The organism is Streptomyces sp. NPDC001056 (assembly GCF_053598955.1).
Map to the genome: position 1 here is coordinate 1 of NZ_JBSFLI010000011.1, position 19,261 is coordinate 19,261.

The window sequence follows — 19,261 nt, forward strand, 5'->3', positions numbered from 1 at the left end:
GCTCAGAAGGGAGTTGGGGGTCGAGGTGGGGCTGCGGGACTTCCTGCACCCGCGGGTGCCCGGCCGGACCTCAACGTCTAGATCTCGCCGCGCAGTTTGGCGAGTGCCTCGGCGAGGATCGCCTCGCCGTCCGCGTCGCTGCGCCGCTCCCGCACATAGGCGAGGTGCGTCTTGTACGGCTCGGTGCGCGGCGGGTCCGGCGGGTTGTCCCGGTCCTGGCCGGCCGGAAAGCCGCAGCGCGGGCAGTCCCAGGTGTCGGGGACCTGTGCGTCGCTGGCGAAGCTCGGCTGCGTCTCGTGCCCGTTGGAGCACCAGAAGGAGATGCGCAGCCGCGGTGCGGACTCGCCGCGCTCGGCCTCGCCCATCGGCCCCGCCCCGACCCGGCTTCCTCGGATCGCGTTGCCACTTGCCACGGTCGTAACTCCCTGCGTGATGGTGCCGCGAAGCGAGTCGGCGTACCGCTTCGCTGCGAGCGCCTCAGTCTACGTAAGGCCCAACGCGCGTCCAGTGATGGGAGTTACCGTCCCCGCACCCAGACGCAAGCCCCATGATAGGCCGCGCTCGGGAGCGCGTACCGGACACGGGGCTCAACGTACGGAATGTATATGCCTGAAAGGCCGGGATCAGCTGTTCGTCTTCATCAGGATGCCGAGGACCACGATGCACGCGAGCCACAGCACACCGATCACGACGGTGATCCGGTCGAGGTTGCGCTCGGCGACCGAGGAGCCGCCGACGGAGGACTGCATGCCGCCACCGAACATGTCGGAGAGGCCGCCGCCCTTTCCCTTGTGCATCAGCACCAGCAGCATCAGCAGCAGGCTGAAGACGATCAGGGCGATCGAGAACCCCAAAACCACGGCTGGACCAACTTCCTCGGATTCGGATGGACGACGGGGGCACGGCACCTGGGCCATGCCCCCGCAAGAGTACGACGTATCGCGGCTACCGCCTACTCATGGACGGGCGTCGCCGCTCCGTCACTGATCGCGGAAGCGCACGATCTTGACGAACTCGTCGGTGTCCAGCGAGGCACCGCCGACCAGGGCGCCGTCGATGTCGGCCTTGGCCATGATCTCGGCGACATTGCCCGACTTCACGGAGCCGCCGTACTGGATGCGGACCTTGTCGGCCACGTCCTGGGAGTACAGCTCGGCGACCTTGGCGCGGATGGCGGCGCAGACCTCCTGGGCGTCGTCGGCGCCGCAGACCTTGCCGGTGCCAATGGCCCACACCGGCTCGTAGGCGATCACGAGGGTCTCGGCCTGCTCGGCCGGGAGGTCCTTGAGGCCGCCCTCGACCTGGGTGAGGGTGTGGCTGACGTGGTTGCCCGCCTCGCGGACGTCCAGCTCCTCGCCGACGCACAGGATCGGGGTCAGGCCGTGCTTGTAGGCGGCCTTCACCTTGGCGTTGACGATGTCGTCGGTCTCCTGGTGGTACTGACGGCGCTCGGAGTGGCCGATGACCACGTAGGCGCACTTCAGCTTGGCCAGCATCGGGCCGGAGATCTCGCCGGTGTAGGCACCGGAGTCGTGCTGCGAGATGTCCTGGGCGCCGTACTTGATCTTGAGCTTGTCGCCGTCGACCAGGGTCTGGACGGAGCGCAGGTCGGTGAAGGGCGGCAGGACGGCGACCTCGACGGCCTCGTAGTCCTTGTCGGCCAGGGCGAAGGCGAGCTTCTGGACGTGCGCGATGGCCTCAAGGTGGTTGAGGTTCATCTTCCAGTTGCCCGCCATCAGCGGCGTGCGGGTGGTCATACGGGTTCAGTCCTCCAGTGCGGCGAGACCGGGAAGCGTCTTGCCCTCAAGGTATTCGAGGGAGGCGCCGCCGCCGGTCGAGATGTGGCCGAACGCGTTCTCGTCGAAGCCGAGCGTGCGCACGGCCGCGGCGGAGTCACCGCCGCCGACAACGGTGAAACCGTTCGAGTCTACGAGCGCCTGGGCGACCGCCTTGGTGCCCTCGGCGTAGTCGGGGTGCTCGAAGACGCCCATGGGGCCGTTCCAGAAGACGGTCCTGGCGTCGGCGAGCTTCGAGGCGTACAGCGCCCGGGTCTTCGGGCCGATGTCCAGGCCCAGCCGGCCGGCGGGGATCTTGTCCGCGTCGACCGTCTCGTACTGGCTCGGCGCCTTGGTCTTCAGGTCCGGGAACTCCGCGGAGACCAGGACGTCGACGGGGAGCAGCAGTTCCACGCCCAGCTTCTCGGCGCGCTCCATGTACTCGGTGACGGCCGGGATCTGGTCCTCCTGGAGGAGGGAGCTGCCGACCTCGTAGCCCCGGGCCTTGAGGAAGGTGAAGAGCATCCCGCCGCCGATGAGCAGCCGGTCGGCCTTGCCGAGCAGCTGGTCGATGACGGCGAGCTTGTCGGAGACCTTGGAACCGCCGAGCGCCACGACGTAGGGGCGCTCGACGTCCTCGGTGAGCCTCTTCAGGACACCGACCTCGGTGGCGATGAGGTGGCCGGCGTAGTGCGGCAGCCGGGCCGGGAGGTCGTAGACGGAGGCGTGCTTGCGGTGCACGGCCCCGAAGCCGTCGCCGACGTAGACATCGGCGAGGGCGGCCAGCCGGTCGGCGAACTCGCCGCGCTCGGCGTCGTCCTTGGACGTCTCTCCGGGGTTGAAGCGCAGGTTCTCGATGACGGCGACCTGGCCGGGCTGGAGGCCGTCGACGGCGTCGTGGGCGGCGGGGCCGACGGTGTCCTGGGCGAAGGCGACCGGGGCGCCGAGCAGTTCACCGAGGCGCTCGGCGGCGGGCAGCAGCGAGAAAGCGGGGTCCGGGGCGCCCTTGGGGCGGCCCAGGTGCGAGGCGACGATCACCTTGGCGCCCGCCTCCGCGAGGGCCTTGACGGTGGGCAGTACGGCGCGGATGCGGCCGTCGTCGGTGATCGTCCCGCCGGCCAGCGGCACATTGAGGTCGGCGCGGACGAAGACCCGCTTGCCGCTTACGCCGTCGGCGAGAAGTTCGTCGATCGTCTTCATTGAGTGGACTCCTGAGGAGGGCTCGTGGTGCACCTTGATCGTATGAGGACGTGGTCCGTGCGCGAGACAGGGCCCGGTCGGCGCTCCGGTGCGCCGGCCGAGCCCTGCTCTCATGTCACGGTCGTGCTGCTGCGGTCTTCGGCGATCAGAGCTGGTTGCCGACGAAGACCGTGAGGTCCACGAGACGGTTGGAGTAGCCCCACTCGTTGTCGTACCAGCCGATGACCTTCACGTTCTTGCCCTCCTGGACCATGGTCAGGGAGGAGTCGAAGGTGCAGGACGCCGGGGCGTTGACGATGTCCGAGGAGACGATCGGGTCCTCGGTGTAGTCGAGGAGGCCCTTGAGCTCGCCCTCGGCGGCCTTCTGGAAGGCGGCGTTGACCTCTTCCTTGGTGACCTCGCGGCTGAGCTCGACCACGAGGTCGGTGACGGAGCCGGTCGGGACCGGGACGCGCATGGCGATGCCGTCCAGCTTGCCCTTGAGCTGCGGCAGGACCAGGGCGGTGGCCTTGGCGGCACCGGTGGTGGTCGGGATGATGTTCTCGGCGGCGGCGCGGGCGCGACGCAGGTCCTTGTGCGGGAAGTCCAGGATGCGCTGGTCGTTGGTGTACGCGTGCACCGTGGTCATCAGACCCTTGACGATGCCGAAGTTCTCGTCCAGGACCTTCGCCATCGGGGCCACGCAGTTGGTGGTGCAGGAGGCGTTCGAGATGACGTGGTGGTTCGCCGCGTCGTACTTGTCCTGGTTGACGCCCATCACGATGGTGATGTCCTCGTCCTTGGCCGGAGCCGAGATGAGGACCTTCTTGGCGCCGCCGGCCAGGTGCTTGGCGGCGTCCTCGCGCTTGGTGAAGATGCCGGTCGACTCGATGACGATGTCGACGCCCAGCTCGCCCCAGGGGATGTCGGCCGGGTTGCGCTCGGACAGCACCTTGATGGTGTGGCCGTCGACGGTGATCGTGTCGGCGGTGTGGGAGACCTCCTGCTTGAGGCGACCCAGGATCGTGTCGTACTTGAGCAGGTGGGCCGTGGTGGCCGTGTCACCCAGGTCGTTGACAGCCACAACCTCGATGTCCGCACCCTGCTCCAGCAGTGCGCGGAAGTAGTTACGACCGATGCGGCCGAAGCCGTTGATGCCTACGCGGATCGTCACGAACCGATCTCCTCGTTGGTACGCCGGCCATGCGAGCCGGCGAGCTCTGTTTGGGATGTCCCCGACCACCACCGACCCTACCTCTCTGAGGGCCCCTCGGTGACATCGAGATGGCGCATACATGGGCAGGTGTTTCGTACCTGTCAGTAGAGGTACGGACCGTCTCGGATCGGCAATGGATTCACCCGTTTTTGCTATCTAATGTCGCCCCTTGTTGACGTCGATGTCACTCGTTCGTGAGCGGGTTGGCTCACCTGTTACCTACCCCGATTCCGCACCGTTGATGGGTGCTCCGCTCACCTGTGGTAAAGGGGTCGTGAATCGACGGTTTTGGGCGGCCGGTGTTTCGGTGGCGCGACACGGATCGCTTCTTTTTTTTCTGCGGGTGGCTCGATTTTTTTTTGGCAGCCCGGCATTTTCGGGATCGCGAGAAGGACTATCCGGACGCGGATACACGAAAGCCGGTGCCGAGCCCCCTCAGGTGGGGGCCGGCACCGGCGTGTCGGCGTGGGACCGGTCAGCCGACCAGGTTGTCCGCCAGTTCCTCCGTCAGGTTGGCCTCCGTGCCCGGGATGCCCAGATCGGAGGCGCGCTTGTCGGCCATGGCCAGCAGCCGGCGGATCCGGCCCGCCACCGCGTCCTTCGTCAGCGGCGGGTCGGCGAGCGCGCCCAGCTCCTCCAGCGAGGCCTGCTTGTGCTCCATGCGCAGCCGCCCGGCCGCGGCGAGGTGTTCGGGCACCTCCTCACCGAGGATCTCCAGTGCGCGCTGCACCCGCGCCCCGGCGGCCACCGCCGCACGGGCCGAGCGCCGCAGGTTGGCGTCGTCGAAGTTGGCGAGCCGGTTGGCCGTGGCCCGCACCTCGCGGCGCATCCGGCGTTCCTCCCAGGCCAGCACCGACTCGTGCGCGCCGAGCCGGGTCAGCAGCGCGCCGATCGCGTCGCCGTCCCGGACGACCACCCGGTCCACGCCACGCACCTCGCGGGCCTTGGCGGCGATCGACAGCCGACGGGCGGCGCCGACCAGCGCCAGCGCGGCCTCCGGACCCGGGCAGGTCACCTCCAGGGAGGAGGAACGGCCGGGCTCGGTCAGCGAGCCGTGCGCGAGGAACGCCCCGCGCCAGGCCGCCTCCGCGTCGCACGTGGCCCCGGAGACCACCTGCGGGGGCAGTCCGCGGATCGGCCGGCCCCGGCCGTCGACCAGGCCCGTCTGCCGGGCGAGCTGGTCCCCGCCCGCGACGACCCGGACGACGTAGCGCGAGCCTCGGCGCAGTCCGCCGGGCGCCATCACGATCAGCTCGGAACTGTGCCCGAAGATCTCCAGGATGTCCCGCTTGAGGCGGCGGGCCGCCATCGCCGTGTCCAGCTCCGCCTCGATCACGATGCGCCCGCTCACCAGGTGCAGGCCGCCGGCGAACCGCAGGATGGCGGAGACCTCCGCCTTCCTGCAGCAGGTCCGGGTGACGGGGAGCCGGGAGATCTCGTCCTTCACCGCTGCCGTCATCGCCATGGGCCGATCCTTCCATGCATCCGAAAAATACGGTCGTACGCGGCGGCCAACAGCTCCGGGTCGTGCCGGGGTGTTCCGTCGGTCCGGGCCACCGGGGCCAGCTCGACCGCGGCTCCCAGCCGCTTGGCGGCCTCGGTGAGCGAGTCGCGGTCGGGCACGGCGGCCTCGTCGGCCAGCACCACGTCCAGGGCGAGTTTAGGGGCGTGTCGCCCCAAAACCTCCAAATGACGCTGCGGGGAGAAGCCGTCTGTTTCCCCCGGCTGCGGGGCGAGGTTCAGGGACAGGACCTTGCGCGCCTTGGTCTCGGTGAGGGCGTCCAGCAGTTCGGGCACCAGCAGGTGCGGGATCACCGAGGAGAACCAGGAGCCGGGACCGAGTACCACCCAGTCCGCGTCCAGGACCGCCGCGAGGGCCTCCGGGACGGCCGGCGGGTCGTTCGGCACCAGGTGCACGGACTGCACCTCGCCCGGCGTCAGCGCCACGGTCGCCTGCCCGCGCACCGTGTCCACGTCCTCCGGGTGCTCCGGATCGTGGCCCTTGACCAGGGCCTGGAGTTCCAGCGGCACGGCGGACATGGGCAGCACCCGCCCGTGCGCGCCGAGCAGCTTGCCGACCAGGTCCAGGGCCTGGACATGGTCGCCGAGCTGCTCCCACAGGGCGACGATCAGAAGGTTGCCGACCGCGTGGTCGTGCAGGTCGCCCTGGGAGTGGAAGCGGTGCTGGATGACACGGGCCCAGGTCTGGCCCCAGTCGTCGTCCCCGCACAGCGCGGCCAGCGCCTTGCGCAGATCGCCGGGCGGCAGCACGCCCAGCTCGTCGCGCAGCCGTCCGCTGGAGCCACCGTCGTCGGCCACCGTGACGACCGCGGTGAGATCGCCGGTGATCCGGCGCAGCGCGGCGAGCGAGGCCGACAGGCCCATGCCGCCGCCGAGCGCGACCACCTTGGGCTGCGCCCCCCGGCGGCGGGGCCGGCCCCCGCGGGCCTCGGCCGGGCGGCCGGCGCGCGTCACGGCGGAGCGGCCGGAACGCCCCTCCGGCACCATCCGGCGCAGCCTGCCCAGCCGCGGTGTACGTTCCGTCATTCCCGTCCCATGTCCCGGTGTACGACCACCGTCTCCACGCCCTCGGCCGCGAGGCGCGCGGCGAGCTTCTCCGACATCGCGACCGAACGGTGCTTGCCCCCGGTGCAGCCGATCGCGATGGTCACGTAGCGCTTGCCCTCGCGCCGGTAGCCGGCCGCGACGAGCCGCAGCAGCTCCGCGTAGCGGTCCAGGAACTCCTTGGCGCCGGGCTGGTTGAAGACATAGGCGGCGACCTCCTCGTTCAGGCCCGTGAAGGGGCGCAGCTCCGGGACCCAGTGCGGGTTGGGCAGGAACCGCATGTCCGCGACGAGATCGGCGTCGACCGGGAGGCCGTACTTGAAGCCGAAGGACATCACGGTGGCCCGCAGCTCGGGCTCCTCCTCGCCGGCGAACTGGGCGTCCATCTTGGCGCGCAGCTCGTGCACGTTCAGGCTGGAGGTGTCGATCACCAGGTCGGCGTCGCCGCGCAGTTCGCGCAGCAGTTCCCGCTCGGCGGCGATGCCGTCCACGATGCGGCCGTCGCCCTGGAGGGGGTGCGGGCGGCGCACCGACTCGAAGCGGCGCACCAGGGCCTCGTCCGAGGACTCCAGGAAGACGATCCGCCGGGTGACGTGCTTGGCCTCCAGGTCCGCCAGGGACTCGCGCAGGTTGTCGAAGAAGCGCCGGCCGCGGACGTCCACGACCACCGCGATCCGCGCCACGTTCCCCTGGGAACGGGCGCCCAGCTCCACCATGGTGGGGATGAGCGCGGGCGGCAGGTTGTCCACGACGAACCAGCCGAGGTCCTCCAGACACTTCGCGGCCGTCGAGCGGCCCGCTCCGGACATGCCGGAGATGATCACCAGCTCGGGGATCGCCGCTTCGGGGACCCCGGGTGCCTCGCTGCCCGAACTCACCTGTGCTCCGTTGTCGTCGCCCGTGTCCTGGCCGGCCTGGCCGGTCTCCTGGCCGGTGGGCGGCAGGGCGTGCTCGCCCGGGTCGGCATGCGCCTGATCTCGGCGCTGTGCGGGCTGTGCGTCGTGCTCGGTCATGTCTCCTGCCCCCGTCGTTCGTCCGGGGGGCCCGCGGTCGCGGGCACCCCCGAGGAACCCGCCGTCGTCTCGGGTTCCTCGTCTTCCATGATCTCTCCGGTCGCCGTGTTCACGGCGGGTGCGGCCGGGGCCGCCTGGGCGAGGGCCGCGGCGATGGTCTCGGCCGTCTTCCGGCCTATCCCGGGCACCTCCTGGATCTGCTCGATTGTGGCGGACCGCAGCCGCTTCACCGAGCCGAAATGCTTGATGAGCGCCTGTTTCCTGGTCTCGCCGAGGCCGGGGACGTCGTCCAGGGGGCCGGCGCGGAAGCGCTTGGCGCGCTTGGTGCGCTGGTAGGTGATGGCGAACCGGTGGGCCTCGTCCCGGACGCGCTGGAGCAGATACAGGCCCTCGCTGGTGCGGGGCAGCACCACGGGGTCGTCCTCGCCGGGCAGCCAGACCTCTTCGAGTCGCTTGGCCAGGCCGCACACCGCGATGTCGTCGATGCCCAGTTCGTCCAGCGCCCGCCGGGCCGCCGCGACCTGCGGCTGTCCGCCGTCGACCACGACCAGCTGGGGCGGATAGGCGAACTTCCGGGGACGTCCGTCGTCGTCCTTGAGGGCGCCGTCGACAGGGGTGGCGATGGGGCCGCCGAGCGCGCTGGGGGTGAGGGCGGCGGGGCCCATGGTGGGGAGGGGGCCGGATTCCCTGGCGGCGGAGGCGCCGGTCAGCGTGTCGGCGGAGGCGCCGGTCACCGTGTCGGCGGGAGCGGTGGATTCGGTGGCGGTGCCCGTGGGCGTGGCTCCGGTGTCGGCAGGCGCGGCCTCGGGGTCCGCGGACAGGGCCCCGGCGTCGGCAGACACGGCCCCGGTGTCCGCCGGCACGGCCCCACCGTCGGTGCCCGGCTCCTCGCCGTCGGCCCACTCGCCGGTCCGCTCCTTCTCCGCGAGGTACCGCTTGAAGCGGCGGCTGATCACCTCGTGCATGGAGCGGACGTCGTCCTGGCCGGCGAAGCCCTTGATCTGGAAGCGGCGGTACTCGCTCTTGCGCTGGAGGCCGTCCTCGAAGACGACCATGGAGGCCACCACGTCGTCCCCCTGGAGGTGCGAGATGTCGTAGCACTCGATGCGCAGCGGGGCGCTGTCCAGGTCGAGGGCGTCGGCGATCTCCTCCAGGGCGCGCGAACGGGTCGTGAGGTCGGAGGCGCGCTTGGTCTTGTGCAGGGCGAGCGCCTGCTGGGCGTTGCGCTGCACGGTCTCCATGAGCGCCTTCTTGTCGCCGCGCTGCGGGATGCGCAAGGACACGTACGACCCGCGGCGGCCGGTCAGCCACTCCTGGACCGGCTCGACCGGCTCGGGCAGGGCCGGGACCAGGACCTCCTTGGGCACCGCGTCCCCGGTCTCCTCGCCGTACAGCTGTTGCAGGGCGTGCTCGACCAGCGCGCCGGTGGTGATCTCCTCGACCTTGTCGGTCACCCAGCCGCGCTGGCCGCGCACCCGGCCGCCGCGCACGTGGAAGATCTGCACGGCCGCCTCCAGCTCGTCCTCGGCGACAGCGATGAGGTCGGCGTCGGTCGCGTCGGCGAGCACGACCGCGCTCTTCTCCATGGCCTTCTTCAGGGCCCCGATGTCGTCGCGCAGCCGGGCCGCCCGTTCGTACTCCATCTCCTCCGCCGCCTCCATCATCCGCTTCTCCAGGCGGCGGAGGTAGGTGCCGGTGCGGCCGGCCATGAAGTCGCAGAACTCGTCGGCCAGGTCCCGGTGGTCCTCGGGGCTGATCCGGCCGACGCAGGGGGCGGAGCACTTGCCGATGTAGCCGAGCAGGCAGGGGCGGCCGGTGCGGGCGGCGTTCTTGAACACGCCCGCCGAGCACGTGCGCACCGGGAAGACCCGCAGCAGCAGGTCGACGGTGTCCCGGATGGCCCACGCGTGTCCGTACGGCCCGAAGTACCGCACGCCCTTCTTCTTGTGACCGCGCATCACCTGGACGCGCGGGAACTCCTCGTTCATCGTCACCGCGAGGTACGGGTAGCTCTTGTCGTCGCGGTACTTGACGTTGAACCGGGGGTCGAACTCCTTGATCCAGGAGTACTCCAGCTGCAGCGCCTCGACCTCCGTGGACACCACGGTCCACTCCACGGACGCGGCGGTGGTCACCATCGTCCGGGTGCGCGGGTGCAGGTTCGCCAGGTCCTGGAAGTAGTTCGCCAGGCGCTGGCGCAGGCTTTTCGCCTTTCCGACGTAGATCACCCGGCGGTGCTCGTCACGGAACCTGTACACCCCGGGAGTGTCCGGGATCTCACCCGGCCTGGGGCGGTAGCTGGAGGGATCGGCCATGTCTCACACCCTACTGGCGAGCGCCGACACCACGTCGGGCCTGTGGACGACCCCGGCCACGTAGATCGTCGAACGGCACTCGCACGGACCGGTGCGGGCCCGGCCCGCCGCTGCCGGCCGACCGGTGAAGGGCACGGTCCGGCCAGTCGTACGGGACGGACGACCGCAAGGTGTTGTCGGGTTCTGGTCAACACGCTTCAATGCGGGGGAACTCGGGGCCGGCACGCGCAGGCAGGGGCGCGGCGCGCGCAGCCACACGTCGTCGACGACGCCACGGGGGTGGCCCCGCACACCCGCGCAGACGGTCTGACCAGCCGTAGTGACACCGACAGAAAGGCCCCTCGGCATGCGGCATGCCCTAGAGCACCAGGACCTCCCCACCGGGGAACTGGACACGGCCCTGCGGGGCGGCCCCTTCCACGTGGCGCTGCGCGCCGCGATCGCCGCGCGCGGCCTGCCGCTCCAGCGCGTCCAGCACCATCTGTCACGCCACGGTGTCAAAGTCGGTGTGACCAGTCTGAGTTACTGGCAGCAGGGCGCCCGCCGCCCCCAGCGCCCGGAGTCGCTGCGCGCGGTCCGCGCCCTGGAGGAGATCCTCCGACTGCCGGACGAGTCCCTGATCCGGCTGCTCGCCGAGCCCGGCCGGCGCGGGGAGGCGGACTCCTCGGCGGGGCGCTCGTACCGCTCCCTGGTCGAGGGCTCGGCCGTGCTGGACCGCCTCCGGGCCGGGCTGGGCCGGCCGGCCGACAGCGGGCTGCACACGCTGGGCCACCACGAGTGCGTGCGGATCGGTGCCCGACGCGAGCTGGCGGCCCGCGAGGCCCATCACATCGTGCGCGCCCACCGCGACGGCGTCGACGGCTTCCTGGCCGTCCACCAGGGCGAGCCCGGCGGCGCCCCGCACGAGACGAGGGTGCGGGGCCTGGAGAACTGCCGCACCGGCCGCGTCCGCCGGGACCGGGAGACCGGGGTGCTGGTGGCCGAACTGCTCTTCGACACCCGGCTGCGCGTCGGCGACACCTTCCTCTTCCGGTACGCCGTCGAGGAGGGCACGGCCGAGGCCGCCCACGCGTATCTGCACCGGTTCGAGGTGCCCGGCGGCCAGTACGCGCTCCAGGTGCGCTTCGACCCGGCCGCGCTGCCCGTGCGCTGCCGACGCCTCACCCAGCACTCCCCCGCGGCCCCCCGCAGCGCCCGGCAGGAACTGTCCGCCACCGGGCCGCACCACTGCGTCCACCTGGTCGAGCCCCGCATCCGGCCGGGCGTCGTGGGCATCGCCTGGGACTGGCCCGAGTGAACGGGCCGTGCCCCCACCGGTCGACCCGGCCGGAGAAGCGGGGCCGCGCCGGTCGGGAATCAGGCCGCCGGGCCCGCGACGATCCTGCCGTTCTCCGTCTTCACCGACAGCTGCGTCAGCGGCACGGTGGCGGGCGACTGGACCACCTTGCCGGTCACGGCGTCGAACTCGCTGCCGTGGCAGGGGCAGATCAGGGTCGTGCCCTGGAGCTTGTTGATCGGGCAGCCGGCGTGCGTGCACACCGTGCTGTAGGCCTTCAGCGCGCCGCTCCGGTCCCGGCTGACCACCACATTGTGGTCCTTGTAGAGCTTGGCAGCGCCCTTGGCGACCTCGCTCTCGGCGCCGAGGTCCACCGGCGCGGTCGGGCTGGCGGCGGTCGCGTTGTTCGCCGGTGCGGAGCACGCGGCCAGGCCGAGCCCGGCGACCGGGACCACGGCGGCCCCTCGAAGGACGGTACGACGGCTCGCGGAAGAACGCTCGGGCATCTCGAACTCCACTGGTCAAGGGGTGTACGGGGCGACGATACCGGGGCAGAAGGCCCGGCCCGGGGGCGGGGTGCGGTGCTACGAGGGGTGGGGTGCGGCACCTGCGACGGCGGGCGGTCAAAGGCATCCGGTGCGGCGGGATCGAGCGCGTAAACGCTTGCGCAAGCGTTTACGCGGGGGCGGCCGATGGGGTAGCTTCCCGGCCGAAGGCGCCCGTCCGGTGGGCGGCGGGGAGGGGAACACGATGGCCACCATGGCGGACGTGGCGCGGAGCGCCGGAGTCTCCGTGGCGACCGTCTCCCACGTCCTCAACGGCACCCGCCCGGTGTCGCCCGGCACCCGGCAGGCCGTCCTGGACGCCGTGGACGCCCTCGGCTACACGCCGAACACCCTGGCCCGCTCCCTGGTGACCGCCCGCACCCGCTCCATCGGGCTCGCGGTGTCGGCGATCAGCAACCCGTACTTCACCGAGATCCTCCAGGGCATCGAGGCCGCCGCGCTGGAGGCCGGCTACGGCCTGCTCCTGGCCGACCCGCACGACGACCCCCTGCACGAGCGCAAGGTCGTACAGCTCCTCCACGAGCGCCGGGTGGACGGCGTGATCGCCGCACCGTCCGCGCAGCCGGGCGAACTGGTCGGCTACCTCGGCCGTCACGCCGTACCGACCGTGTTCCTGGACCGGATGATCGACCCGCCCGGGGCCGGTGACACCGCTCCTGCCGAGGGCGTCCCGCGCTTCGACCAGGTCGGTGCGGAGAATGCCGCGCCGACGGCCCGTCTCGTCGCCCATCTCGCCGGGCTGGGGCACCGCAGGATCGGTATGGTCGCGGGTCTGCCGGGGCTCAGCACGACCCGTGAGCGCGTCGCGGGCTATCGGGACGGCCTCGCCGCCGCGGGCTTGGCGCACGACGAGCGTCTCCTGGTGTCCGGCAACTCCGAGTCCGCCGGCGCCGAGCGGGCCACCGCCGCCCTGCTCGCCCTGCCCGAGCCGCCCACCGCGCTCGTCACCGCCAACAACGCGATGACCCTCGGCGCCCTGCGCGCCCTGCACCGACACGGCCTGTCCGTGCCCGGGGACATCGCCCTGTGCTGTTTCGACGACTTCCCCTGGGCCGACCTCTTCTCGCCCCGGCTCACCGCCTTCGCCCAGCCCAGCAGGGAACTGGGTGCCCAGGCCGTACGACTGCTCCTCGAACGCCTGGCCGAGCCGGACCGACCGCCCCGGACCGTGCGCCTGCCCTGCGCGTTCGTCCACCGCACGTCCTGCGGCTGCCCGGAGCAACCCGAGCGGCCCGAAGCAGCCGCGCGCACCGTCTCGCCCGTCCTGTCCGAGTCCCCGCCCGAGCTGCTTTCCGAGAAGGGAACCGCCTCGTGATCGTCGTCGCCGGTGAGGCACTGATCGACCTGGTACCGCAGGGCCCCGGCGCCCTCGCGGCCCTGAAGCCGGCGCCCGGCGGCGGCCCGTACAACACCGCCCTGGCACTCGGCCGGCTCGGCTCCCCCACCGCCTTCTGCTCCCGGACGTCGTACGACGCCTTCGGCGAGGCGCTGCTCGACGGGCTGCGGCGGGCCGGGGTCGAGGTCTCGGGCGTACAACGCGGGCCGGAGCCGACGACCCTCGCGGCGGCCACGATCGACGGCGGCGGCTCTGCGTCGTACTCCTTCTATGTCGACGGCACCGCGGACCGTCTCTTCACCGCGCCCGCCTCGCTCCCCGCGGGCACCCGCGCGGTGTCCTTCGGCACCCTCTCGCTCGTCCTGGAACCGGGGGCGAGCGCCTATGAGGAGCTGATGCGCAGGGCGGCCGGGCAGGGGCTGTTCACGGCGCTCGACCCCAATATCCGGGCGGGGCTGATCCCGGACGCGGACGCCTACCGGAAGCGTTTCGCGGGCTGGCTGCCCTCGGTGACGCTGCTGAAGGTGTCCGCGGAGGACGCGGCCTGGCTGGGCGGGACGCCGCGCGAGTGGCTGGCCGAGGGGCCGTCGGCCGCGGTGGTGACCCGGGGCGGTGAGGGCCTGACCGTGTACACCCGGGACGGCGGGGAGTGCTCGGTGCCCGGGGAGAAGGTCGATGTCGTGGACACCATCGGCGCCGGTGACACGGTGAACGCGGCACTGCTGCACGGTCTGTCCGTCCTGGACGCGCTGTCGCGAGAGGCGCTGGCCGCCCTCGGGACGGAGGGCTGGGCGCGGCTGTTGCGCTTCGCGGCGCGCGCGGCGGCGATCACCTGTTCACGGGCGGGGGCGGAGCCGCCGTACGCGAACGAGCTCGGCGGGCTGTGAGCTGTCCGCGTTCTCTCTGCTCTTGTCAAGGAGCGGGTGGCTACGGGTGGAACGAGCGGCGCCCGCGGGAAGTTCCCGCGGGCGCCGCTCTTTTGATCCGACGTCAGGTCTCGGACCGATCGCCCTGACGGGCTCCGGATCGGGTGTCAGTCCTTGCCGGCCCGCGTCGTCTCCTTCGCGGGCGTCGCCTTCTTCGTGGCCGCCTTCCTCGTGGCCGTCTTCTTCGCGGCCGCGGCGGCCTTCTCGGTCGCCGTGTCGTCGGCCCTGGCCGTCACCGTCTTCTTCGCCGCCGTCCTGGCCGCCGCCGTCTTCCTGGCGCGCGGCGCCTTCACGGTCTCCGCGTCGCTGACGCGGTCGGCGCCGAGGATCTCGCGCAGGAACTTGCCGGTATGGCTGGCCGGTACCGCGGCGACCTCCTCGGGCGTGCCCTCGGCGACCACCAGGCCGCCGCCGGCGCCGCCTTCCGGGCCCATGTCGACGAGCCAGTCGGCGGTCTTGATCACGTCGAGGTTGTGCTCGATGACGATGACCGTGTTGCCCTTGTCGACCAGGCCGCCGAGCACCTTCAGCAGCTTGCTGATGTCCTCGAAGTGCAGACCGGTGGTCGGTTCGTCCAGCACGTAGACCGTGCGCCCGGTGGAGCGCTTCTGCAGTTCGCTGGCGAGCTTGACGCGCTGCGCCTCGCCGCCGGAGAGGGTGGTGGCGGACTGGCCGAGGCGGACGTAGCCGAGGCCCACGTCGTGCAGTGTCTTCAGATGGCGGGAGATCGCCGGGACCGCCTCGAAGAAGTGCATGGCCTCCTCGATCGGCATGTTCAGCACCTCGGCGATGGACTTGCCCTTGTAGTGGACCTCCAGGGTCTCCCGGTTGTACCGGGCGCCGTGGCAGACCTCGCACGGGACGTAGACGTCCGGGAGGAAGTTCATCTCGATCTTGATGGTGCCGTCGCCCGCGCAGTTCTCGCAGCGGCCGCCCTTGACGTTGAAGGAGAAGCGGCCGGGCAGGTAGCCGCGGACCTTGGCCTCGGTGGTCTCGGCGAACAGACGGCGGACGTGGTCGAAGACGCCGGTGTAGGTCGCCGGGTTGGACCGCGGGGTGCGGCCGATGGGCGACTGGTCGACGTGTACGACCTTGTCCACCAGGTCGTCGCCCGCCACGCGCGTGTGGCGGCCGGGGACGGCGCGCGCGCCGTTCAGCTCGCGTGCCAGGTGGGTGTACAGGATGTCGTTGACCAGGGTGGACTTGCCGGAGCCCGAGACGCCCGTGACGGCCGTGAACACGCCCAGCGGGAAGGACACGTCGATGTCCTGGAGGTTGTTCTCCCGGGCGCCGTGCACGGTGAGCCGGCGGGACGGGTCGTGGGGCCGCCGGACGTCCGGGAGCGGGATCGCCTTGCGCCCGGACAGGTAGGCACCGGTCTGCGACTCGGTGTTGGCGAGCAGTTCCTTCAGGGAGCCGCTGTGCACGACCTTGCCCCCGTGCTCACCGGCGCCGGGGCCGATGTCCACGATCCAGTCGGCGACCTTGATGGTGTCCTCGTCGTGCTCCACGACGATGAGCGTGTTGCCCATGTCGCGCAGCCGGACCAGGGTCTCGATCAGCCGGTGGTTGTCGCGCTGGTGCAGGCCGATGGACGGCTCGTCCAGCACGTACAGAACGCCGACCAGGCCGGAGCCGATCTGGGTGGCCAGGCGGATGCGCTGGGCCTCGCCGCCGGAGAGGGTGCCGGCCGCGCGGTTGAGCGAGAGGTAGTCCAGGCCGACGTCGACCAGGAAGCGCAGTCGCTCGTTGACCTCCTTCAGCACGCGTTCGGCGATCTTCTTGTCGCGGGCGTTCAGCTTCAGCTTGCCCAGGAACTCGGCGCAGTCGCTGATGGACATCGCCGAGACCTCGGCGATCGACTTCTCCATGATGGTGACGGCGAGGACGATCGGCTTGAGGCGGGTGCCCTCGCAGGAGGGGCAGGGCACCTCGCGCATGTAGCCCTCGAAGCGCTCGCGGCTGGCGTCGCTCTCGGCCTCGCTGTGCCGGCGCTTGACGAAGGGCACCGCGCCCTCGAAGGGCGTGGTGTAGACGCGCTCGCGGCCGTACCGGTTGCGGTAGCGCACCTCGATCTGGGTCTTGTGGCCGTTGAGCAGGGCCTTCTTGGCTCGCTGCGGCAGGCCGGCGAACGGGATGTCCGTACGGAAGCCGAGCGCGTCCGCGAGGGCGCCGATCAGGCGGCCGAAATAGTCCTTGGTGTGTCCGTGCGACCAGGGGTGGATGGCGCCTTCGTCCAGGGACTTGTCGGGGTCCGGGACGATCAGCTCGGGGTCGACCTCCATGCGGGTGCCGATGCCGGTGCACTCGGGGCAGGCGCCGAACGGCGAGTTGAACGAGAAGGAGCGCGGCTCCAGTTCCTCGAAGGACAGGTCGTCGTACGGGCAGTACAGGTGCTCCGAGTACATGCGCTCGCGCTCGGGATCGCCCTCGGGGAGGTCCACGAAGTCGAGCACGACCATGCCGCCGGACAGGCCGAGGGCGGTCTCGACGGAGTCGGTGAGGCGGCGCTTGGCGGAGTCCTTCACCGTCAGGCGGTCCACGACCACCTCGATGGTGTGCTTCTCCTGCTTCTTCAGGGCCGGCGGCTCGGACAGCTGGATGGTCTCGCCGTCCACGCGTGCGCGGGAGTAGCCCTTGGTCTGAAGATCGGAGAAAAGGTCGACGAACTCGCCCTTGCGCTCGCGCACCAGCGGCGACAGCACCTGGAAGCGGCTCCCCTCCGGCAGCTCCAGGACCTTGTCCACGATGGCCTGCGGCGACTGGCGCGAGATCGGGCGGCGGCACTCGGGGCAGTGCGGCTTGCCGATGCGCGCGAAGAGCAGGCGCAGGTAGTCGTAGACCTCGGTGATGGTGCCGACGGTCGAGCGGGGGTTGCGCGAGGTCGACTTCTGGTCGATGGAGACCGCCGGGGACAGGCCCTCGATGAAGTCGACGTCGGGCTTGTCCATCTGGCCGAGGAACTGCCGGGCGTACGAGGACAGGGATTCCACGTAGCGCCGCTGGCCCTCGGCGAAGATCGTGTCGAAGGCCAGGGAGGACTTGCCCGACCCGGACAGGCCCGTGAAGACGATGAGCGAGTCACGAGGCAGGTCGAGCGAGACATTCTTCAAGTTGTGCTCGCGCGCGCCACGGACGATGAGACGGTCGGCCACGCCGGTCCGCACCTTTCTTGGGAGAAGTGACAGGGGCGGGGCCCCCGTGCTTCTTCAGACTAGGGGGAGCCACTGACAACGCCGGTCGGATTGCCCGGTTGCATAACAATCCCCGGCCTTCCAGCATGCCCGACGCCGCCTTCGACCATATAGCACGCGCATTCGATTTACGGACGAGCTTCGCCGACTTCACCCGAACGTGTGGCACGGCTAGGGTCGGGCCCATGATTGATCACGCTCATGACCTGGCCTGTGTACATGGCGCGACCGAACGGCTGCTCCACGCGGTCGCACGACTGGACAACGCCTCACTCGCCGAGCCGTCACGGCTTCCCGGCTGGAGCCGCGGCCATGTCCTCGCCCACCTCGCCCGCAACGCGGACGCGCTCGTGAACGCCCTTGAGGGCCGTCCCATGTACACGAGCGCCGAGGCGCGGGACGCCGACATCGAGAACGGAGCCGCACGCTCCCTGGACGTCCAGCTCGCCGACCTGCGGGAGACCGCGGACCGGTTCCGGGCGACGGGGGACGCGCCCGCGGACTGGACGCGCACGGTGGAACTGCGCAACGGGGTCACCGACGACGCGGCCGGGGTGCTGTTGCGCCGGTGGGCCGAGGTGGAGCTGCACCATGTGGACCTCGGGATCGGGTACGACCTGGAGGACCTCCCGGCGGAGTTCCTGGAGCGGGAGACCGACTTCCTGATCCGGCGCTTCTCCGGCAACGCCGACGTCCCCGCGACCCGCGTCACGGACGGCACGCACACGTGGACCACCGGAAGGGCCGCGGCCGAACCCGAGGTCACCGTCTCCGGAACACCTGCCGATCTGGTCGGCTGGCTCGCCGGCCGCCGCGACGGCTCCGCCCTGACGACGGACGGCGACGTACTGCCGAAGCTGCCGCCGCTGTAGGTTTCGGGCGCTCGGCGCGACGAAGCGGGTGCCGGTGCCGGGCGAAGGGCTCCTGACGGAGGTGCTCGCCGTCGTCACCGCACCCGCGTCGGGCACGGCTTCCGCAGGGCGGGCGGTCGGCGGAGGGGCTCCTCCGGCCCGCTGCTCCGCCGAGACGGCACACGGCTCACCGCCGTCCGGTGAGGACGGTGTGGCGGAGGTGCTGCACAGCGAGTGAGGCGCGGCGGTCGCGGCTCGGACCGGATGTGTCAGCGGGGCGTCGCTTCCCTCGCGAACGGAATAGGCTGATCACCATGACGTACACGGGCGAGGTCAAGGTCGGCGGACCGGCGGATGTGCATGAGCTCAAGGACCTGATGATCACGAAGATCGCGGTCGGGCCGATGGACAACAACGCCTATCTGCTGCGGTGCCGGGCCACCGACGAGCAGCTCCTGATCGACGCCGCGAACGAGCCGCGGACACTCCTGGGGATGATCGGTGACGACGGCATCGCGTCCGTCGTCACCACCCACCGGCACGGCGACCACTGGCAGGGACTCGCCGAGGTCGTGGCCGCGACCGGCGCGCGCACGTACGCCGGCCGCGAGGACGCTCCCGGCATCCCGGTGGCCACCGAGGTGCTCGTGGACGACGGCGACGTCATCCGGGTGGGTCAGGTGGAACTCACCGCGCGCCACCTCGTCGGGCACACCCCGGGCTCCATCGCGCTGGTCTACGACGACCCGCACGGCCATCCGCACGTCTTCACCGGCGACTGCCTCTTCCCGGGCGGTCCTGGTCGGACAACACGTCCGGAAGAGTTCGACTCCCTGATGGGCGGCCTGGAGACCAAGCTGTTCGACGTCCTGCCGGACGAGACCTGGATCTACCCCGGCCACGGCAACGACACCACACTCGGCGAGGAGCGGCCCCATCTCGCGGAGTGGCGCGCACGAGGCTGGTAACCGCGCCCCGCTTCGGCAGGAAACGGGGCGGTCGCCGACCGCGCCGGCTTGAGCAGATGGCGCGCCCTGGACTCCTCCGCC

Annotated in this window: 16 protein-coding genes; 5 read left to right on the forward strand and 11 right to left on the reverse strand. The window is 71.0% G+C overall.

Going from position 1 to position 19,261, the window contains the following annotated elements; translation table 11 throughout:
• Positions 1-77: 77 nt before the first annotated feature.
• From ACWDD7_RS15375 to uvrC, 9 genes are all read right to left on the reverse strand, one after another.
• Positions 78-413: an RNA polymerase-binding protein RbpA gene (locus tag ACWDD7_RS15375; RefSeq protein WP_003957010.1), complete on the reverse strand. Its 336-nt coding sequence runs from the start codon at positions 411-413 to the stop codon at positions 78-80.
• Positions 414-623: 210 nt separating this feature from the next.
• Positions 624-854: a preprotein translocase subunit SecG gene (secG, locus tag ACWDD7_RS15380; protein ID WP_070028463.1), complete on the reverse strand. Its 231-nt coding sequence runs from the start codon at positions 852-854 to the stop codon at positions 624-626.
• Positions 855-980: 126 nt separating this feature from the next.
• Positions 981-1,757 (reverse strand): triose-phosphate isomerase, encoded by a 777-nt coding sequence (gene tpiA / locus ACWDD7_RS15385; RefSeq protein ID WP_351876807.1) that lies wholly within the window; start codon positions 1,755-1,757, stop codon positions 981-983.
• Between the two features lie 6 nt (positions 1,758-1,763).
• Positions 1,764-2,975, reverse strand: a complete 1,212-nt coding sequence (locus ACWDD7_RS15390) for a phosphoglycerate kinase (RefSeq protein ID WP_450457668.1) — start codon at positions 2,973-2,975, stop codon at positions 1,764-1,766.
• 145 nt (positions 2,976-3,120) lie between these two features.
• On the reverse strand, positions 3,121-4,128 hold the full coding sequence (gene gap / locus ACWDD7_RS15395) for a type I glyceraldehyde-3-phosphate dehydrogenase (protein WP_351876809.1): 1,008 nt from the start codon (positions 4,126-4,128) through the stop codon (positions 3,121-3,123).
• Positions 4,129-4,645: 517 nt separating this feature from the next.
• On the reverse strand, positions 4,646-5,635 hold the full coding sequence (whiA, locus tag ACWDD7_RS15400; RefSeq protein WP_351876810.1) for a DNA-binding protein WhiA: 990 nt from the start codon (positions 5,633-5,635) through the stop codon (positions 4,646-4,648).
• On the reverse strand, positions 5,626-6,717 hold the full coding sequence (locus ACWDD7_RS15405; protein ID WP_392211342.1) for a gluconeogenesis factor YvcK family protein: 1,092 nt from the start codon (positions 6,715-6,717) through the stop codon (positions 5,626-5,628). The genes whiA and ACWDD7_RS15405 overlap by 10 nt, the downstream gene beginning before the upstream one ends.
• On the reverse strand, positions 6,714-7,748 hold the full coding sequence (rapZ, locus tag ACWDD7_RS15410; RefSeq protein WP_392211341.1) for an RNase adapter RapZ: 1,035 nt from the start codon (positions 7,746-7,748) through the stop codon (positions 6,714-6,716). The genes ACWDD7_RS15405 and rapZ overlap by 4 nt, the downstream gene beginning before the upstream one ends.
• Positions 7,745-10,063: an excinuclease ABC subunit UvrC gene (gene uvrC, locus ACWDD7_RS15415; protein ID WP_450457669.1), complete on the reverse strand. Its 2,319-nt coding sequence runs from the start codon at positions 10,061-10,063 to the stop codon at positions 7,745-7,747. The genes rapZ and uvrC overlap by 4 nt, the downstream gene beginning before the upstream one ends.
• Before the next feature lie 346 nt (positions 10,064-10,409).
• On the opposite strand from uvrC, the gene ACWDD7_RS15420 reads away from it, so the two are divergent.
• Positions 10,410-11,360 carry a hypothetical protein gene (locus ACWDD7_RS15420; RefSeq protein WP_450457670.1) on the forward strand — a complete coding sequence of 317 codons (951 nt, stop codon included), beginning with the start codon at positions 10,410-10,412 and terminating at the stop codon, positions 11,358-11,360.
• A gap of 59 nt (positions 11,361-11,419) precedes the next feature.
• On the opposite strand, the gene ACWDD7_RS15425 is transcribed toward ACWDD7_RS15420, so the two are convergent.
• Entirely contained in the window at positions 11,420-11,845 is a 426-nt protein-coding gene (locus ACWDD7_RS15425) for a Rieske (2Fe-2S) protein (RefSeq protein WP_351876815.1), read from the reverse strand.
• 244 nt (positions 11,846-12,089) lie between these two features.
• Here ACWDD7_RS15425 and ACWDD7_RS15430 point away from each other — a divergent pair, with 244 nt between their 5' ends.
• On the forward strand, positions 12,090-13,220 hold the full coding sequence (locus ACWDD7_RS15430) for a LacI family DNA-binding transcriptional regulator (protein ID WP_450457671.1): 1,131 nt from the start codon (positions 12,090-12,092) through the stop codon (positions 13,218-13,220).
• Complete coding sequence (locus tag ACWDD7_RS15435; RefSeq protein WP_450457672.1) at positions 13,217-14,128, forward strand: carbohydrate kinase family protein; 912 nt, start codon at positions 13,217-13,219, stop codon at positions 14,126-14,128. The genes ACWDD7_RS15430 and ACWDD7_RS15435 overlap by 4 nt, the downstream gene beginning before the upstream one ends.
• Positions 14,129-14,274: 146 nt before the next feature.
• On the opposite strand, the gene uvrA is transcribed toward ACWDD7_RS15435, so the two are convergent.
• On the reverse strand, positions 14,275-17,322 hold the full coding sequence (uvrA, locus tag ACWDD7_RS15440; RefSeq protein ID WP_450457673.1) for an excinuclease ABC subunit UvrA: 3,048 nt from the start codon (positions 17,320-17,322) through the stop codon (positions 14,275-14,277).
• A 224-nt stretch (positions 17,323-17,546) separates the two neighbouring features.
• On the opposite strand from uvrA, the gene ACWDD7_RS15445 reads away from it, so the two are divergent.
• Together ACWDD7_RS15445 and ACWDD7_RS15450 are read left to right on the forward strand one after the other, a co-directional pair.
• Entirely contained in the window at positions 17,547-18,233 is a 687-nt protein-coding gene (locus ACWDD7_RS15445) for a maleylpyruvate isomerase family mycothiol-dependent enzyme (protein WP_351878242.1), read from the forward strand.
• A gap of 293 nt (positions 18,234-18,526) precedes the next feature.
• Positions 18,527-19,180, forward strand: a complete 654-nt coding sequence (locus ACWDD7_RS15450; RefSeq protein ID WP_450457674.1) for an MBL fold metallo-hydrolase — start codon at positions 18,527-18,529, stop codon at positions 19,178-19,180.
• Positions 19,181-19,261: the final 81 nt, after the last annotated feature.

Coding starts and splice junctions, on each gene's coding strand:
- whiA (WP_351876810.1), bottom strand. CDS start 5,635: ATGGCGATGACGGCAGCGGTGAAGGACGAGATCTCCCGGCTCCCCGTC.
- tpiA (WP_351876807.1), bottom strand. CDS start 1,757: ATGACCACCCGCACGCCGCTGATGGCGGGCAACTGGAAGATGAACCTC.
- ACWDD7_RS15405 (WP_392211342.1), bottom strand. CDS start 6,717: ATGACGGAACGTACACCGCGGCTGGGCAGGCTGCGCCGGATGGTGCCG.
- rapZ (WP_392211341.1), bottom strand. CDS start 7,748: ATGACCGAGCACGACGCACAGCCCGCACAGCGCCGAGATCAGGCGCAT.
- ACWDD7_RS15420 (WP_450457670.1), top strand. CDS start 10,410: ATGCGGCATGCCCTAGAGCACCAGGACCTCCCCACCGGGGAACTGGAC.
- ACWDD7_RS15445 (WP_351878242.1), top strand. CDS start 17,547: ATGATTGATCACGCTCATGACCTGGCCTGTGTACATGGCGCGACCGAA.
- ACWDD7_RS15390 (WP_450457668.1), bottom strand. CDS start 2,975: ATGAAGACGATCGACGAACTTCTCGCCGACGGCGTAAGCGGCAAGCGG.
- ACWDD7_RS15430 (WP_450457671.1), top strand. CDS start 12,090: ATGGCCACCATGGCGGACGTGGCGCGGAGCGCCGGAGTCTCCGTGGCG.
- uvrC (WP_450457669.1), bottom strand. CDS start 10,063: ATGGCCGATCCCTCCAGCTACCGCCCCAGGCCGGGTGAGATCCCGGAC.
- ACWDD7_RS15425 (WP_351876815.1), bottom strand. CDS start 11,845: ATGCCCGAGCGTTCTTCCGCGAGCCGTCGTACCGTCCTTCGAGGGGCC.
- ACWDD7_RS15450 (WP_450457674.1), top strand. CDS start 18,527: ATGACGTACACGGGCGAGGTCAAGGTCGGCGGACCGGCGGATGTGCAT.